The 16,821-nt window shown below is 62.3% G+C and carries 14 protein-coding genes; 6 read left to right on the forward strand and 8 right to left on the reverse strand.

Annotated features, from left to right (window positions below; all coding sequences use genetic code 11):
• Nucleotides 1–9: 9 nt before the first annotated feature.
• The 6 genes from BSY240_RS13055 to BSY240_RS13080 form a co-directional block, all read right to left on the reverse strand.
• Nucleotides 10–1,638, reverse strand: coding sequence for an ABC transporter ATP-binding protein (locus tag BSY240_RS13055; protein ID WP_069042595.1), 1,629 nt, complete (start codon nt 1,636–1,638; stop codon nt 10–12).
• Nucleotides 1,635–2,135 carry a type II toxin-antitoxin system VapC family toxin gene (locus BSY240_RS13060; protein WP_083229622.1) on the reverse strand — a complete coding sequence of 167 codons (501 nt, stop codon included), beginning with the start codon at nt 2,133–2,135 and terminating at the stop codon, nt 1,635–1,637. The genes BSY240_RS13055 and BSY240_RS13060 overlap by 4 nt, the downstream gene beginning before the upstream one ends.
• Nucleotides 2,123–2,371, reverse strand: a complete 249-nt coding sequence (locus BSY240_RS13065; protein WP_069042597.1) for a hypothetical protein — start codon at nt 2,369–2,371, stop codon at nt 2,123–2,125. The genes BSY240_RS13060 and BSY240_RS13065 overlap by 13 nt, the downstream gene beginning before the upstream one ends.
• Nucleotides 2,372–2,438: 67 nt before the next feature.
• On the reverse strand, nt 2,439–3,575 hold the full coding sequence (locus BSY240_RS13070) for an ABC transporter permease (protein WP_054149418.1): 1,137 nt from the start codon (nt 3,573–3,575) through the stop codon (nt 2,439–2,441).
• On the reverse strand, nt 3,575–4,669 hold the full coding sequence (locus tag BSY240_RS13075) for a microcin C ABC transporter permease YejB (protein WP_054149417.1): 1,095 nt from the start codon (nt 4,667–4,669) through the stop codon (nt 3,575–3,577). Before BSY240_RS13075 ends, BSY240_RS13070 begins: the two co-directional genes overlap by 1 nt.
• A 142-nt stretch (nt 4,670–4,811) precedes the next feature.
• Nucleotides 4,812–6,650, reverse strand: coding sequence for an extracellular solute-binding protein (locus tag BSY240_RS13080; protein WP_150127467.1), 1,839 nt, complete (start codon nt 6,648–6,650; stop codon nt 4,812–4,814).
• Between the two features lie 187 nt (nt 6,651–6,837).
• Here BSY240_RS13080 and mepA point away from each other — a divergent pair, with 187 nt between their 5' ends.
• The 6 genes from mepA (at nt 6,838) to BSY240_RS13110 (ending at nt 12,831) form a co-directional block, all read left to right on the forward strand.
• Entirely contained in the window at nt 6,838–7,911 is a 1,074-nt protein-coding gene (gene mepA, locus BSY240_RS13085) for a penicillin-insensitive murein endopeptidase (protein WP_069042598.1), read from the forward strand.
• Nucleotides 7,912–8,053: 142 nt separating this feature from the next.
• Entirely contained in the window at nt 8,054–8,380 is a 327-nt protein-coding gene (locus BSY240_RS13090; RefSeq protein WP_371418502.1) for a methylglyoxal synthase, read from the forward strand.
• Nucleotides 8,381–8,407: 27 nt separating this feature from the next.
• Complete coding sequence (locus BSY240_RS13095; protein ID WP_069042599.1) at nt 8,408–9,448, forward strand: glucokinase; 1,041 nt, start codon at nt 8,408–8,410, stop codon at nt 9,446–9,448.
• Nucleotides 9,449–9,579: 131 nt separating this feature from the next.
• Nucleotides 9,580–11,343: an ABC transporter ATP-binding protein gene (locus BSY240_RS13100; RefSeq protein ID WP_442856014.1), complete on the forward strand. Its 1,764-nt coding sequence runs from the start codon at nt 9,580–9,582 to the stop codon at nt 11,341–11,343.
• Nucleotides 11,344–11,361: 18 nt separating this feature from the next.
• Entirely contained in the window at nt 11,362–12,174 is an 813-nt protein-coding gene (dapB, locus tag BSY240_RS13105) for a 4-hydroxy-tetrahydrodipicolinate reductase (protein ID WP_069043972.1), read from the forward strand.
• 21 nt (nt 12,175–12,195) lie between these two features.
• Nucleotides 12,196–12,831: a 2,3-bisphosphoglycerate-dependent phosphoglycerate mutase gene (locus BSY240_RS13110; RefSeq protein WP_069042601.1), complete on the forward strand. Its 636-nt coding sequence runs from the start codon at nt 12,196–12,198 to the stop codon at nt 12,829–12,831.
• 70 nt (nt 12,832–12,901) lie between these two features.
• On the opposite strand, the gene pcaD is transcribed toward BSY240_RS13110, so the two are convergent.
• Nucleotides 12,902–13,696 (reverse strand): 3-oxoadipate enol-lactonase, encoded by a 795-nt coding sequence (gene pcaD / locus BSY240_RS13115; protein ID WP_069042602.1) that lies wholly within the window; start codon nt 13,694–13,696, stop codon nt 12,902–12,904.
• 60 nt (nt 13,697–13,756) lie between these two features.
• Nucleotides 13,757–16,741: a DNA polymerase I gene (polA, locus tag BSY240_RS13120; protein ID WP_069042603.1), complete on the reverse strand. Its 2,985-nt coding sequence runs from the start codon at nt 16,739–16,741 to the stop codon at nt 13,757–13,759.
• Nucleotides 16,742–16,821: the final 80 nt, after the last annotated feature.

The following is a 16,821-nucleotide window of genomic DNA, read 5'->3' on the forward strand; positions in this document are numbered from 1 at the left end:
AGACTCACATTATTGGCGGATGCCGCCGGCTTCGACGGCTTCGAGATTGAAGGCGGCGGCCATCAAGGCGCGGGTGTAGTCGGCCTTGGGGGCGGCGAAGACCTCTGCGGCGGGACCTTTCTCCACCACCTTGCCGCCGCGCATGACGATCAGCTCATTGGCCAGCGCCTTCACGACCTTCAGGTCATGACTGATGAAGAGATAGGCAAGATCGTGTTTGGCCTGAAGATCGCGAAGGAGATCGACCACCTGGGCCTGGACGGTCATGTCGAGGGCGGAGGTGGGTTCATCGAGCATGACGAAACGGGGTTTCAGCACCATGGCGCGGGCGATCGCGATGCGTTGGCGTTGGCCGCCGGAGAATTCATGCGGGTAGCGCCAGCGGGTGGCGGGGTCGAGGCCGACTTCCTCCAGCGCCCATGCAACGCGGCTGTCGCGCTCGTCTGCCGTCAGCTGCTTTTCGTGAACCTTCAGACCTTCCGCGATGATCTCGCCCACGGACATGCGCGGGCTGAGCGAACCGAAGGGGTCCTGAAAGACGATCTGCAGGCGATCGCGCAGCGGCCGCATCTCGCTGTAGGAGAAGGCATCGATGTCCTTGCCGATGAAGCTGATGCGCCCCTTCGAGGAGATAAGGCGTGAAAGGGCAAGACCGAGCGTCGTCTTGCCGGAGCCGGATTCGCCGACCACGCCGAGCGTCTGGCCGGCGCGGAGCGTGAGATCCACGCCATCGACGGCCTTCACGTGATCGACTGTGCGGCGCAGGAAGCCGGCCTTGATCGGGAACCAGACACGGATGTCTTCGCCCTGCATGACAACAGGCTTTGTCTCGTCCAGGACCGGCGGTTCGCCGCGCGGCTCCGAGGCGAGCAGTTTCTTCGTATAGGCATGCTGGGGCCGCTCGAAGATATCCTCGACGGGACCTGCCTCGACGATCTTGCCCTTGGTCATGACGCAGACGCGATCGGCGAACTTCCGAACGATACCGAGGTCATGGGTGATGAACAGCATGGACATGCCGTGCTCGGACTTGAGGCGGCCCAAGAGTTCGAGAATCTGGGCCTGGACTGTGACGTCGAGGGCTGTGGTCGGCTCATCGGCGATGAGAAGCTTCGGCCTGTTGGCAAGTGCCATGGCGATCATCACGCGCTGGCGCTGGCCGCCCGAGAGTTCATGCGGGAAGGCGGTCAGCCGCTTCTCCGGCTCGCGGATGCCAACCTGGTGCAGAAGTTCGAGCACGCGGGCGCGGGCGGATGCGCCTTGCAGTCCCTGGTGAAGCGCGAGGATTTCGCTGATCTGCCGCTCGATCGAGTGAAGCGGATTGAGCGAGGTCATAGGCTCCTGGAAGATCATGGTGATGTCGTTGCCGCGCACCGCGCGGAGCTCGGGCTCGCTGGCGGTCATCAGGTCTCGTCCGTCGAACAGGATCTGACCGGATGGGTGGCTCGCTGCCGGATAGGGCAGGAGCTTCAGCACCGAGGCGGCGGAGACCGATTTGCCGGAGCCGGATTCGCCAACCAAAGCGACGATCTCGCCGCGCTGGATGTCGAACGAGACACGGTCGACCGCCAGGCTCTCGCGGCCACCCTGGTGGAAGGCGACGGAAAGATCGCGCACGAAGAGCAAGGGTTCGGTCATGCGGTGAGGCTTTCGATCAGGGAGGTTAGAGAGCCGGCGTCCAAGCGGAAAACTTCAAACAAGTCAGGCTCTTTCGAGGACGAATTTGTCACAGAGCTGGAGATGCCTTGGTCATCGGTCAAGAAATGCGTGGTGGCGACAGCGAGAGCTGATGCGACATGGATGGCATCTGGCAGTTTCAGGCTGTTCCGGCGCGCCCGCAATTGTGCGGCGGTATCCAGAATGCTGCTCGCTACGGGAACGATCTGCAGCCACGGCAGACCCGAGCCCCAAGCCCTGTAGACTTCAACGAGCCTCATATCGCCATCGCGCAATGGCTTCACCAGCAGTTCCGAGATGGTCAACGCGCTCGTAGACAAGATCGCGCTCGGTCGAGATGATGCCTTGCTGGTCAAGTTTCGCATCAAGTCACGTAGAGGGCCATCACCCTCAACGAGCAAGATCGCAGCATTCGTGTCGAGGTGGATTTGGTGCCGTTGCGGCATCAGTCGTCCCATTCGTCGCGAAGTTCCCGAATACGCGCCACAGCTTCAGCGGCCGTAACGCGGCGGTCGTCCTGGCGACGGTAGGCCTCTACTTTTTTCATGAACTCTTCAAAGCTCGTTTTGGCCGGGCTCGGGGCGTTGCCTTCCATCTCCAGCACGACGCGCACTGTGCCGCCCGCTTCCAACCCCTCTCGGAGGTCGGCAGGCAGATTCTCAACCGGATAATGCTCTCTGACGATCTTGTTCATCGCATCACGCTCCTGATCAGGCCTGCGCCCATCATGCCACAGATGCTGTCTTTTGACGAACCCGCGCTCATCGGAAGGTTTTCCTGGGATCAAACGCATCGCGGACGGCTTCGCCGACGAAAATCAGGAGCGAGAGCATGATCGACATGGTGAAGAAGGCGGTGAGGCCGAGCCAGGGGGCCTGGAGGTTGCGTTTGCCTTGCGCGATCAGTTCACCGAGCGATGGCGAGCCGGGCGGCATGCCGAAGCCGAGGAAGTCGAGCGAGGTGAGCGTGGTGATCGAACCCGAAAGGATGAAAGGCAGGAAGGTCAAGGTGGCCACCATGGCGTTCGGCAGGAGATGGCGGAACATGATCGTCCAATTGCCAACGCCGAGCGCCCGGGCCGCATTCACATATTCGAAATTTCGCGCGCGCAGGAATTCGGCGCGCACGATGCCGACGAAGCCGACCCAGGAGAAAAGCAGCATGATGCCGAGCAGGACGAAGAAGCCGGGCGGCAGGATGGCCGCGATGATCAGCAGGATGTAGAGAACCGGCATGGACGACCAGATCTCGATGAAGCGCTGCATCAGGAGATCGGTCCAGCCGCCGAAATAGCCCTGCACGGCACCAGCCGTGACGCCGATCGCAGCGGAGGCAAGCGTAAGCACCAGGCCAAAGAGGATCGAGATGCGGAAGCCGTAGATCATGCGCGCCATGACGTCGCGGGCCTGATCATCCGTGCCGAGCCAGTTCATGTTGCCGAGCACGCAGTTCGGATCCTCGGCCTTCAGCGGATAGGCGGCGCAGCGGGTCTCCTTGTCCATCAGCCAGAAGGGCGCTGTCGGTGCCGAATGCGGGACCTCGGAATTGACCGTGCGGTAGGAATAGCGGATCGGCGGCCAGACCATCCAGCCATTGGCGTTGATCTCGTCGGATATGAAGGGCGAGCGATAATCGGTGACGGCAAGGAAGCCGCCGAACTTCTCTTCCGGGTAGTCGACGATGACGGGGAAGAGGATTTCGCCCTTGTAGGAGGCGATAACAGGTTTGTCGTTGGCGATGAACTCGGCAAACAGGCTGAGCACGAACAGAACCATGAAGATCCAGAAGGACCAGAAGCCACGGCGGTTCGCCTTGAAGTTCTCAAGCCTTCGGCGGTTCGTTGGGTTCAGCCAGCCCTTTTTCGGCGGGGCAATGATGGTGGTTTCGACGGCGGACATCAGACATCCCTCCGGTCGAAATCGATGCGCGGATCGATCCAGGTGTAGATCAGGTCGGAAATCAGGCCGATCACGAGGCCCATCAGCGAGAAGATGTAGAGCGTGGCAAAGACGATCGGATAGTCGCGGTTGACAATCGCGAGATAGCCGAGGCGGCCGAGGCCATCGAGCGAGAAGATGTTTTCGATCAGCAGCGAGCCGGTGAAGAAGGCGGAGATGAAGGCACCCGGCAGGCCGGCGATGACGATCAGCATGGCGTTGCGAAAGACATGGCCATAGAGCACCTGGCGCTCGCCAAGGCCCTTTGCCCGGGCCGTGACGACATATTGCTTCTTGATCTCGTCGATGAAGGAGTTCTTCGTCAGCAGCGTGGTCGTAGCAAAGGCCGAGAGCAGGAGTGCTGTGAGCGGCAGAGCGAGATGCCAGAAGTAGTCGAGGATCTTCTGCCACCAGGAGAGTTGGTCGAAATTGTCGGAGGTGAGGCCGCGGAGCGGGAACCAGTCGAAGAAGGATCCGCCGGCGAAAAGCACGATCAGAAGGATGCCGAAGAGGAAGCCGGGAACGGCGTAGCCGACGACGATGATGCCTGATGTCCAGACATCGAAGCGGGAGCCGTCGGCGACCGCCTTGCGGATGCCGAGCGGGATCGAAATCGCGTAGGAGATCAACAGCACCCAGAGGCCAAGTGAGATGGATACCGGCAGCTTCTCGATGATCAGGTCGATGACGGAAGTGTTGCGGAAGAAACTCTCGCCGAAATCGAAGCGGATGTAGTTCCACATCATCTCGAGAAAGCGCTCGAGCGGCGGTTTGTCGAAACCGAATTGCTTTTCGAGCTTGGCGATCAGTTCCGGATCGAGGCCCTGGGCGCCGCGATAGCGGGAGCCCCCCTCCTCTGCACCGGCGGACTGGCCCAGCATGTCCCCACCGCCTGACAGGCGCGCATCCGCGCCATCAGCCTGGCCGCTGAGCTGTGCAATGACCTGCTCGACGGGGCCGCCAGGGGCGAACTGGATAACGATGAAGGAGATGCCCATGATACCGATCATTGTGGGTATCATCAGCAGCAGACGCCGGAGAATATAAGCGGTCATGCGCGGCGCCCCCGTTCAGGATCACATCTGCCCACGATGTCCAGGCTCGTTTGGTCAGCCAATATCAGCCGCTCCGTTTTCCAGCGATTCGTTCCCTCCATTCCTAGAGTCTCACACAAGAGGCGCAAGCCCCGAGCCGGAATCACGGAGCCTTGGCCCACCAGATCGAGGGGAAGCCGGTGCTGTAGGTCGGGAGCTCGGCGGGGTGCTCAAACTTGTCCCAGAAGGCGTAGCGTGCCGTTCCGCCGTAATAGAGCGGAATGACGTAGTCATGGGCTAGCAGCACACGGTCCATGGCCTTGGTTGCGGCGACCTGCTCCGCGCGGTCGGCCGGGAAGATGATCTTCTCGATCAGGGCGTCCACAGCCGGATCGGCAATGCCGGCATAATTCTGCGAGCCTTCACGATTGACGGATGTCGACCCCCAGTAGTCGCGCTGCTCGTTGCCGGGGTTGAGCGTCTGAGCCCATACGGTCCAGGTCATGTCGTAATCGAAGCTTCGAGTTCGATTGGTATATTGCGAGGGATCGACCGTGCGGACCGACATTTCCACCCCAATCTTGCGCAATTGCTGTTGGTAGGGGACCGCGACCACCTCAAGCTGGGGGCTGGACAACAGGAGCTCGAAGCGGAAGGGCTGGCCGGTCTGCGCGTTGACCATGGCATTGCCACGAAGTTCATAGCCTGCCTGTTTGAAGAGCTCGACGGCCTTGCGCAAATTGTCGCGAGACGCCTGCGGTGAACCGCCGACGGGGTTCGTGTAGGGCGTATCGAAGACCGAAGCGGGAACCTTGTCCTTAAGAGCGGTCAGCAGTTCGAGTTCCTGGCCTTGAGGCAGCCCGCTGGAAGCAAGTTCGGTTCCGTTGAAAAAGCTGCTGACGCGGAAATAGGCATTGTAAAAGACGGTGCGGTTCAATTCCTCGAAGTCGAGCGCGTAGTTGAGCGCCTTGCGGACCCGCTGGTCCTTGAACATCTCGCGCCGCATGTTCGGCACCAGCGCCTGCATCACGCCCGTTGCACGGAAGGGATTTTCATATTCCTCCTTCTTGACGCGGCCATCCTGTGCGGCCGGAAAATCGAAGCCAGTCGCCCAGCGCGCGGCCCGCGTCTCCTGCCAGAAGTCTGTGTTGCCGGAACGGAAGGCCTCGAACTCGACGTCTCGATCGCCGAACATCGTGTAAGTGATGTTCTTGAAGTTGTTGTAGCCCAGATTGACGTTGAGATCCTTGCCCCAGTAGTCGTCCCGCAATTCGTAGCGGATGGTCGAGCCAGCCGTGAACTCGGCGATCTTGTAGGGCCCCGACCCCATCACCGGCTCCAGCGTGGTCCGTCCAATATCCCGAGACTGTCCATCAGCCCCGCTTGCCTCCCACCAGTGCTTCGGGACAACCGGGAACTGGCCAAGGATCATCGGCAGTTCCCGGTTGTTCTTCTGGTCAAAGCGGAATGTGACGTCACGATCGCCCGTCTTCTCAGCTGCAACCACATGGCTGTAATAGCTCATGTAGAGCGGGTTCAATTCCTTGAGCTTCTCAAAGCTGAAAATGACGTCTTCCGGCTTGACGGGCTCACCGTCAGCGAAGCGGGCCTCGGCGCGGAGACGGAAGGTTGCGCTCGATATGTCTTTGGGGAATGAGACGCCTTCTGCGAGCAACCCGTAGCCGGTGGAAATCTCGTCACTCGTGTCTTTCAGAAGCGTATCGAAGACGTTGATCAGGCCGGGTGCTGCTTCGCCCCTGTCGAGCACCGGGTTGAAGCTGTCGAAGGTTCCGGTCGACGACATGCGCAAGGTGCCGCCCTTCGGCGCTTGCGGATTGACGTAATCGAAATTGGCAAAGCCGGGCGCATATTTGAGCTCGCCCAGAAGCGAGACGCCATGGCGGAACGGCTCTGCATTTTCCTGCGCCATCGCATGAGACGGCGCAAACGCCAAGACTGCCATAAAGCCCCAGATTGCGAAGCTCGACTTGTTGCGATCCATCCGCCTATTTCCCCGTATCTGCTTTTGTTGCGAAGCAGGATAGGGCAAAACCAGGCAAAAAACAGGGGACTGACAGAGATGTGAGCGCCGGGCCTTCCGCAGATTCACCCCAATTCCGTTTCAGGCTAGACTGACCTGTGATTCACCCGGCCATCCGGCGGGGAGCGAATCCGGACCGACCGGGGACATGCACACGATGAACAAAACCAGGGGCGCACGCCCGCTCGCCATGGCACTGACGTTTGCCTGCGCATTCGCGACCGTCGTCAGCGATACGGCATCCGCCGAAGGACGTCCGGCCAAGGAGCTCTTCGGCGGCATGGCGCTGCCGGCCAAGGCTGCCCCCTCCCCTTATGGTTCCTATGCCAAGGGCTGCATTGCCGGCGCCGTCGCCATTCCAACCGATGGACCAACCTGGCAGGCGATGCGCCTGTCGCGCAATCGTCGCTGGGGTCATCCCGAGATGATCACGCTCCTCGAGCGTTTCTCAAAAGATGCAGTGCAGCTCGGCTGGGGCTCGGGCATCCTGATCGGCGACATCTCGCAACCGCGCGGCGGGCCGATGCTTTCAGGCCATGCCTCGCATCAGATAGGGCTTGATGCCGATATCTGGTTCACGCCGAAGCCCGCCAATGCTCTTTCCCCGCAGCAGCGCGAGGACCTGCCGTTCACCTCCATGCTGGAGAAGGACAAGTTCCTGACCGTCGACAAGCGGCTCTGGACCAATACCCACGCACGCCTCGTCGTGCAGGCCGCGAGCTATCCGCAGGTGGAGCGCATCTTCGTCAATCCGGCGATCAAGAAGAAGCTCTGCGACACCTGGACCGGTGACCGCGCCGTTCTCGGCAAGATCCGGCCGATCTATGGCCATGACGCGCATTTTCATATCCGCATGCGCTGCCCCGATGGGGCAAGTGGCTGCAAGCCGCAGGCGGCCGTACCGCCGGGCGATGGTTGCGACAAGTCGCTGGCCTGGTGGTTCACCAAGGAGCCTTGGGCAGCACCGAAGAAAGACCCCAACGCAAAGCCAGCGCCGAAGCCCCGAGCCATGCAGGTCGCCGATCTCCCCAAGGCCTGCGCCCTGGTTCTCGACGCGCGTGGACCGTCGAGCGAGTACGAGGTGACCTATCAGGCAGCGGGTGGGTCGATGCCCGGCAGCGCTGCGTCGGCGTTCGCGGCACCGCCGGTCGTGACGATGGTTGAGCCTTTCGAATTGCCCACCATCGTTCCGGTTCCCCCCGCTCGGCCGGCCGGTTGGTGAAGGCGAGGTTCCGCAGGGTGCTTTTCAAGTGATCCTGGCTGCGCTAGATGGGTCTATCAAATCGATTTAAATCAGCTGGGGTCCCCTTGTGAGCCGCACCCGTTGCATCGCCCTGATCGCGCATGACCAGAAGAAGGACGACATGGCGGATTTCGCCCGGCGTCACCAGGCAAAGCTCATGGGCTGGCGGATCGTGGCGACCGGCACGACGGGCGGACGGATCAAGGATGCTGTCCCCGAGCTCGATGTGACGCGGCTGAAAAGCGGTCCGCTCGGCGGAGACCAGCAGATCGGCGCATTGATCTCGACAGGTGAAGTGGACATGCTCGTCTTCTTCGTCGACCCCTTGACTCCCATGCCCCATGATGTGGATGTCAAGGCGCTGATGCGGCTGGCGACCGTCTATGACATTCCGATGGCGCTGAACCTCGCAACCGCCGACATCCTGATGCAGACCCTGACTGCCTGAGCAGCGGGGCCCAAGACCGGACAGACCATGGCCCAGACACATCGCGACGACACCCTCCCCTTTCCGATCCTGATTGGTGACATCGGCGGCACCAATGCGCGCTTCTGGATCCTCCTCGATGAAAGTGGCGAGAAGATCAGCTTCCCCAATGTGGTGAACAAGGATTTCGCCACAATCGACGATGCTATCCGCTCGAGTGTTCTAGAGACAACAAGCCACAAGCCTCGGTCGCTGATCCTGGCGCTGGCTGGCCCGATCAAGGGCGACGAAGTGCCGCTCACCAACTGCCCCTGGGTGGTGCGCCCCAAGGTGCTGATGGCTGATCTCGGCTTCGCCGAAGTGCTGCTGCTCAATGATTTCGAGGCTCAGGCGCTGGCTGCGGCGACCCTCGGCGTCGACGACCGGCAGCATCTCGGTTCGCTCAGCGAGGCCCCGCTCGGCTCACGCGTCGTGCTGGGTCCGGGCACGGGGCTCGGCGTTGCCGGTCTGGTCCGGGCGCGCGACATGTGGTTTCCGGTTCCAGGCGAAGGTGGACATGTCGACGTCGGCCCGCGCACCAGCCGCGATCACCGGATCTGGCCGCATCTGACCCCGGTCCGCGACCCCAACGCCACGCTCGGCCGGATTTCGGCAGAAGAACTGCTCTCCGGGCGCGGCCTGATGAATGTCTACCGTGCGCTTTGCAAGGCGGAGGGGAACCTGACGCCGCGTTACGAGGATCCGGCACAGGTTTCGTCTGCCGGTATTGCCGGGGCAGATGCGCTGGCGGGCGAGGCGCTCAGCCTGTTTGCAACCTATCTCGGTCGGGTTGCCGGCGATCTAGCCCTGATCTTCATGGCCAAGGGCGGCGTGTTCCTCGCCGGCGGCATATCGCCGAAAATCCTGCCGGCGCTGCAGAGCGGCGAATTCCGCGCCGCCTTCGAGGACAAGGCGCCGCATCAGGCTCTGCTGCACAGCATTCCGACCTTTGTCGTGACCCATCCGCAGGCGGCCCTGCATGGCCTTGCCGCCTTTGCGACGGCACCTTCGGATTTCGGGCTTGCGACCGAGGGGCGCCACTGGCGCTGAGCGGACCTGCCCCGCTATGGTCAAAGGCGCTGCGACTGGCTATAGAGCGGCGGCGCCTGCCGAGGCGTGACAGACAATAGGACAGGACACTCTTTTTGGACGCTCACGATAGCCAGACCCGCCAACCGGACATGGACAGCGTCTCCGCCGTCCTGAAGCGCGTCATCGCCGAGAATGGGCGGCAGCATGTGGGCGGTTATGCCTTTGCCATCGTCTGCCTGCTCACGGTTGCCCTGACGACCGCATTTACCGCCTGGATCATGGAAGCCGTGATCAACGAGGCCTTTGCCAACCGGCGCGCCGATCTCGTCTGGATCATCTGCGGCTCGATCTTTGCGGCTTTTGTGCTTCGCGGCTTTGCCGGATATGGTCAGGCCGTGACGCTCTCCAGGATCGGCAACAACATCGTGGCGCGCTACCAGCTGCGCCTGTTTTCACATCTGATGTCGCTCTCCATCGGCTATTTCAGTGAAGCACGGTCCGCACGGCTCGCAGCGCAGATCAACGAGAACATCAACGGGATCCGTGACGTCCTCAACATGACGATCACCTCGCTCGCCCGCGACCTCGTGACACTGATCGCGCTGCTGGGCGTGATGTTCTATCAGGACATTGTCCTGTCGTTGATCGTGTTCACCGTAGCGCCGCCGCTTTTCCTCGGCCTTCGCTACATTTCCCGTCGCCTGCGCAGCGCGACGAAGGAATCGGTGATTTTGAATTCGCATGTGCTGGGGGCCATCCAGGAAGCGGTGCAGGGGATTGCGATCGTCAAGGCCTTCACGATGGAAAGCCAGCTGGAGAACAAGATCCAGTCGACGATCGATGCCGCAGAAGGACGCGCCAACAGGATCGCCCGCCTCAGCGAACGCAACGGACCGCTGACCGAGAGCCTCGCGGGCCTGTCGATTGCCGGTGTCATGGCCTATGCCGCCTATCAATCGATCTATGGCGGCGTGCTGCCAGGCGCCTTCTTCTCTTTCGTTACGGCCCTGCTGCTCGCCTATGAGCCCGCCAAACGTCTGGCGCGTCTGCAGGTGTTCATGGAACGCGCCGCCGTCAATGCGCGGATGATCTACGAGATCCTCGACACGGAGCCGAACCAGCGGGACAAGGACGGCGCCAAGCAGATTTCGGTGTCCGAGGCGAAGATCGAGTTCCGCAACGTCACCTTCGCCTATGGTTCGAACGAGCCGACCTTGCGAAGTCTGAGCTTCACGGCCGAAGGCGGCAAGACAACCGCGCTTGTGGGTCCATCGGGCGCTGGCAAGTCCACGGTTATCACACTTGTTCCGCGCTTCTATGATCCGGCCGAAGGCGAAATCCTGATCGACGGGCAGAATATTGCCGACATCACGAAATCGTCGCTGCGGCAGCAACTCGCCTATGTGTCGCAGCAACCCTACCTCTTCGAAGGCACGATCCGCGAAAACATTCGCTACGGACGCCCGGAGGCGACCGATGCGGAGATCGAGGATGCGGCACGGCTGGCCAATGCCCATGACTTCATTCTGGCGCAGGCGCAAGGATACGATACGCCCGTCGGCGAAAACGGCATCACGCTTTCCGGTGGCCAGCGGCAGCGGCTCTCGATCGCCCGCGCGCTGGTGCGCAACGCACCGATCCTGCTCCTCGATGAGGCAACATCCTCGCTGGACACGGAATCGGAAGCGGCCGTGCAACAGGCACTCGATGCGGCCATGGCCGGTCGCACCGTGATCGTCATCGCGCACCGCCTCTCGACTGTCGTCAATGCCGACAAGATCATTGTCATGCAGGACGGCGAGGTGGTGGAAGAAGGCACGCATGAGAGCCTTGCACAGCGGCAGGGCGGTCTTTACGCTCGCCTCAACAATCTGCAGGCCGCTCCGAACGGCCAGTTCATCAGCCAGGAATAGACCCGCATGAATAAGCCCATGAAGCTCGTCGTCGTCGGTGCCGCCGGTCGCATGGGCAAGACGCTGATCAAGCTGATCAGCGAGACAGAGGGCCTTGTGCTGCATGCGGCGGTCGAACGGGCCGGCTCGGCCGTGCTCGGCCAAGATGCAGGCGAACTGGCAGGCGTGCCGAAGCTCGGCGTTGCCGTGACCGACGATCCGCTGGCTGCCTTCCTGCATGCCGATGGCGTTATCGATTTCACCACGCCGGCTTCGACCGTCGAATTCGCGGCGCTGGCGGCCCAGGCGCGCATCGTGCATGTGATCGGCACCACCGGCTGCCTGTTGGAGCATGAGGAGAAGATCGATGCGGCCGCACGGCATGCGCGGGTCGTGAAGTCGGGCAATATGAGCCTCGGCGTCAATCTGCTGTCGGTTCTGATCAAGCAGGCGGCCCAGGCGCTCGACGCAGCCGGCTGGGATATTGAGGTGCTCGAGATGCACCACAAGCACAAGGTTGACGCGCCTTCCGGCACGGCGCTTTTGCTCGGCGAGGCAGCGGCCGAGGGCCGTGGCATTTCGCTTGCTGATCATTCCGTTCGGGTGCGCGATGGCCATACGGGCCCGCGCGAAGAGGGTTCGATCGGCTTTGCCACGCTGCGCGGCGGCTCCGTCATCGGCGAACACTCCGTGCTGTTTGCCAGTGAAGGCGAGATGGTCACGCTGTCTCACAGTGCGACCGACCGTTCGCTGTTTGCTCGTGGTGCGCTAAAGGCCGCCATCTGGGCCCGGGACAAGAAGCCCGGCCGCTATACCATGCTCGACGTGCTCGGGCTCAACTCCACCCCCTGATCGTCAAGAGAGGAATTGTCGATGACCGGTACCCTCGTGCTCGTGCGCCATGGCCAGAGCGACTGGAACCTGAAGAACCTGTTTACCGGCTGGCGTGATCCGGACCTGACTGAACTCGGTGTGCAGGAAGCCAATGCCGGCGGCAAGGCGCTGGCCGACTACGGCATTAAGTTCGATATCGCGTTCACCTCGGTGCTCACCCGTGCGCAGAAAACCTGCAACATCATCCTCGAAAACGTCGGCCAGACCGGTCTTGAGACGATCAAGGACGAGGCGCTGAACGAGCGCGACTACGGTGATCTCTCCGGCCTCAACAAGGATGATGCGCGCGCCAAGTGGGGCGAGGAGCAGGTGCACATCTGGCGCCGTTCCTACGACATCCCGCCGCCGGGCGGTGAAAGCCTGCGCGACACCGGTGCGCGCGTGTGGCCTTATTACATGACCGAAATCCTGCCGCGCGTGCTGCGGGGCGAGAAGGTGCTGGTCGCAGCCCACGGCAATTCGCTGCGCTCGCTGGTGATGGTGCTCGACAAGCTGACCAAGGAGCAGATCCTCGGCGTCAACCTCGCGACGGGCGTTCCCATGGTCTACAAGCTGAACGCGGATTCGACGGTGGCTTCCAAGGAAGTGCTGGGCGACATGTCCGCCGCGCATTGAGCGTCACCACCCTCCCCGAAATGAAAGAAGCCGCCCATGAGGCGGCTTCTCTCATTTTCAGTGACTATTCTCAGTTCGCCTGCTTGCGCATGAAGCCCTGGATCAGCTCGGCGAGCGCTTCCGGCTGCTCGACCGAGGGGATATGGGCGCAATCGTCGATCACCTCGAAACGCGCGCCTGGCACAAGCTGGGAACCGGCCTCGACAGTGGCGGGCGGCGTCGAGCCGTCCTGGTCGCCGACGACGAAGAGCGTGGGAACCGTGATGGTCGGCAGGACGTCGGAGAAATCCGTGTCGCGCAGGGCGGCACAGGTCGAGAGATAGCCGGCCTTTGACTGGCGGGTCATCATCAGGCGGTAACCGGCCAGTTCGTCGGCACGGTCGTCATGGAAGGCCGGCGTGAACCAGCGCGCCATGGCGCTGTCGGCAGCACTTTCGATCCCGTCCTTCTCGATGCCGGCGATGCGCTCGGCCCAGATCTCGGCAGAACCGATGCGGGGTGCGGTGTCGCAGAGGATGAGCTTGCGGAACAGATCCGGCCGCTCCTGCCAGAGGCCCTGGCAGACGAGACCGCCAACCGAGAGGCCGCAGAAAGTGGCCTTGCGGATACCAAGTTCATCGCAAAGGGTGGCGAGATCCGAGACCAGATCGGCCATGCCGAAGGGCTTGTCGGCACCGCCGGACAGGCCGTGACCGCGGCTGTCGTAAAACAGGACCGAGACGTCATCGTCGAGTTCATCGAAGAGCGGCAGCCAGATGCGGAAGTCGGTGCCAAGCCCGTTGGAGAAAACGATCAGGTTCTTGGCTTTCGCCTCGCCGATCAGCTCGTAGTGGACGACATTGCCGTTGATGGTGGTGAAGGCCAAATCTTTTACTCCTGTGGGACCTGCGCCCCGTTGTTGTGGTTCCGGCCAGGCCGGGAATTCTTAGTGTGCCTCGTCCCAATTGTGGGCGGCGCGAGCGTCGACCTTGAGCGGCACGCGCATCGAGACGGCCGGCATGGCGGCATTTTCCATGATGTCCACGATCACAGGCATGGCGGTATCGACCGCCTCGTCCTCGACCTCGAAGATCAGTTCGTCATGCACCTGCAGCAGCATGCGGCAGCGTTCGGCAAGACCGGCAGCCACGAGTGCAGGTTCGATCTGGATCATGGCGCGGCGGATCACGTCGGCGGCCGAGCCCTGGATCGGGGCATTGATGGCGGCGCGTTCGTTGAAGGCGCGCATCGAGGGGTTGGACGACTTGATCTCCGGGTAATGGGCGCGGCGGCCGAAGATGGTTTCCACATAGCCGTGCTCGCGGGCGAAGGCTTTGGTGCTCTCCATGTAGTCCTTGATGCCGGGGAAGCGCTCGAAATACTTCTTGATGTAGTCGCCGGCTTCCGAGCGCTCGATGCTCAGCTGATTGGCCAGACCGAAGGCCGAGATGCCGTAGATGATGCCGAAGTTGATCGCCTTGGCGCGGCGGCGGACTTCCGACGGCATGCCCTCGACCGGCACGCCGAACATTTCCGACGCGGTCATGGCATGGATATCGATGCCGTCGGCGAAGGCCTGACGCAGCTGCGGGATCTCGGCGACATGGGCGAGCACGCGCAGCTCGATCTGGCTGTAGTCGGCCGAGAGCAGCTTGTGGCCCGGCGTCGAGATGAAGGCGGTGCGGATCTTGCGGCCTTCGGCGGTGCGGACCGGGATGTTCTGCAGGTTCGGTTCCGACGATGACAGGCGGCCCGTCGTCGTCGAGGCGAGCGAATAGCCCGTGTGGACGCGCTTGGTCTGCGGATGGATATAGCCAGGAAGCGCGTCGGTATAGGTGGACTTCAGCTTGGTGAGCTGGCGCCAGTCGACGATCTTGCGCGGCAGCGGCGCGCCCTCGGCGGCGAGATCTTCCAGCACCTGGGCTGAGGTGGACCACTGGCCGGTCTTGGTCTTGGAGCCGCCGGGCAGGCCCATGCGGCCAAACAGGATATCGCCGAGCTGTTTCGGCGAGCCGATGTTGAAGCGCTCGCCGGCGAGTTCGTAAACCTCGTCCTCGGTGGCGGCGGCCTTCTGGGCAAGCTCGCCCGACAGGCGGGAGAGGATCTGGCGATCGACGGTGATGCCGCGCTCTTCCATATGGGCGAGCACCGGCACCAACGGGCGCTCCAGACGCTCGTAGATACGGGTGAGGCCTTCGGCTGCCAGACGGGGTTTCAACACCAGCCAGAGACGTAGCGTCACGTCGGCATCTTCGGCCGCATAGGCGGTGGCGCGATCGATGTCGACGAGATCAAAGGTGACGGAGGATTTGCCGGAACCGGCGACGTCCTTGTAGGGGATCGGGGTATGGCCGAGCCACTTCTCCGACAGGCCGTCCATGCCGTGATTGCCCTTGCCGGCGTCGAGCACGTAGGACATCAGCATGGTGTCGTCGAAGGACTGGAGCGTAACGCCGTGGCGCTTCATCACCAGGTAGTCGTATTTGAGGTTCTGCGCGACCTTCAGGACCGACGGATCTTCGAGCAGGCCCTTCAATGCGGCAAGCGCATCCTTCATCGGGATCTGGCCTTCGGCATGACCGCCGCCGAGGAGATCGCCGACACCGGTCTTGTGGGTGAGCGGAATGTAGGCCGCGCGGATGTCCGTCGAGCCGGGTGACAGGACGTTGTCCTGGATGGCGAGCGAGACGCCGACGAGTTCGGCCTGCATGGGATCGAGCGAGGTGGTCTCGGTGTCGAAGGCGACGAGGCCGGTTTCCCGGGCAGCAGCAATCCAGAGCTCGAGGGTCTCGATATCGCGGATCGTCACGTATGCGCTTCTGTCGATCGGCTTGCCGGCGAATGCATTGGCGCGGCTTGCGGCGAGATCGGCGGGTGTCTTGCCGTCGGGGCTTGCTGCCGGAGCCGAAGACGATGCGGCTGACAGCGCCGAGGTCGGCGTCCCGGACGAGGCGGGAACGTCGCCGACGTCGAGATCGGGCCCGCGGGCGGCGTCACCCCATTCGACCGGAACAACAGCGGCGTCGATGGCACCCGCATCACAATCGCAGACCTCCGCGACGCGCCGGGTCAGGGTGGTGAATTCCATCGCCTTGAGGAAGCCGATCAGCTTTGGTCCGTCCTGCGGCTCCAGCACCAGGTCTTCGAGCTTCATGTCGATCGGCACGTCGGTGCGCAGTTCGACCAACTGGCGGGAGACCCGGGCGAGCTCGGCATTGGCGATGATGTTTTCGCGGCGCTTGACCTGCTTGATTTCGCCGGCCCGGGACAGCAGAGTTTCGAGATCGCCAAACTCTTCGAGAAGCTGGGCGGCGGTCTTCGGACCGATGCCGGGGATGCCAGGCACGTTGTCGGTCGAATCGCCGGTCATCGCCTGCAGATCGATCATCTTTTCCGGCGGCACGCCCCATTTCTCGATGACGTCGGGAATGCCGATCTGCTTGTCCTTCATCGCGTCGTACATGTGCACGTTCGCGGTCAGGAGCTGCATCAGGTCCTTGTCGGAGGAGACGATCGTCACATCGGCGCCGACGGCCTCGGCCTGGCGGGCATAGGTGGCGATGATGTCATCGGCCTCGAAGCCTTCGGTCTCGATGCAGGGCAGGTTGAAGGCGCGCGTCGCATGACGGATCAGGCCGAATTGCGGGATCAGATCTTCCGGCGGGGCCGAGCGATTTGCCTTGTAGAGTGGATAGATTTCCTTGCGGAATGTCGTCGAGGAGTAGTCGAAGATAACAGCGAGATGGGTCGGCGTGACCCCGACATCTGTATTGCGCGCATCGCGCAGCAGCTTCCACAGCATGTTGCAGAAGCCGGAAACCGCATTGACGGGCAGGCCGTCCGATTTGCGGTTGAGGGCCGGGATGGCGTGGAAGGCGCGGAAGATGAAACCCGAGCCGTCGACGAGGAAGAGATGATCGCCTTTTTTCATGTCGGCATGGATAGCGCGGGGCGGCTGAAACGTCCATGACGGTTTGGGTCGAATGCGGCGAAATCGCTCGCCTTAGCAGG

This window comes from Agrobacterium sp. RAC06 (assembly GCF_001713475.1).
Taxonomy (GTDB): domain Bacteria; phylum Pseudomonadota; class Alphaproteobacteria; order Rhizobiales; family Rhizobiaceae; genus Allorhizobium.